Origin of the sequence: Psychroserpens mesophilus (assembly GCF_050617655.1) — a bacterium.
GTDB lineage: Bacteria > Bacteroidota > Bacteroidia > Flavobacteriales > Flavobacteriaceae > Psychroserpens > Psychroserpens mesophilus_A.
Genome location: NZ_JBODQC010000036.1, coordinates 1 through 508, shown reverse-complemented (window position 1 = coordinate 508; position 508 = coordinate 1). Strand labels below are relative to the sequence as shown.

The window sequence follows — 508 nt, the reverse complement described above, 5'->3', positions numbered from 1 at the left end:
AAATTCTAAAATTTTGCAGAGTAGCCCCCAAGAGATATCATTTTCAGCGGATTAGGCTATTTAAAGGCCCATCGGTCGCCCCGGACGAATACCGGACGAATATTGGAAAGCTCAATGTTCTTCCAGGATTTCCCGCGCCACCCGCCGGGAGATACCCGTTAGGAGTTCATAGGAAATGGTGCCGGCTCCGCGCGCCAGGTCTTCGGCGGAATGCCCATTCCCGAAAACCACCACCTCGTCCCCCTCCTTGCAGGGGATTCCCGTGACGTCGATCATCGTCATGTCCATGCAAACATTCCCGATAATGGGAGCGCGTTTACCCCGGACATGGAATGCTCCATGCTCCTTTCCATAAATCCGTCCGATACCGTCTGCATGCCCGATGGGAAGCGTAGACGTGGGCCGGAACCCCCCAGCCCGGTACCCCTTGTTGTACCCTACCCATCCCCCGGGCTCGATTTTATGGAGCTGGGAAATGCGGGTGCGCAGCCGGGCCACCGGGCGGAGG

At 57.5% G+C, this 508-nt stretch carries 1 protein-coding gene; it reads right to left on the bottom strand.

Annotation, left to right across the window (positions count from 1 at the left end):
- Positions 1-111: 111 nt before the first annotated feature.
- The coding region (locus ACRHNM_RS16205) for an alanine racemase (RefSeq protein ID WP_431137680.1) at positions 112-508 on the bottom strand (397 nt) is incomplete at its 5' end.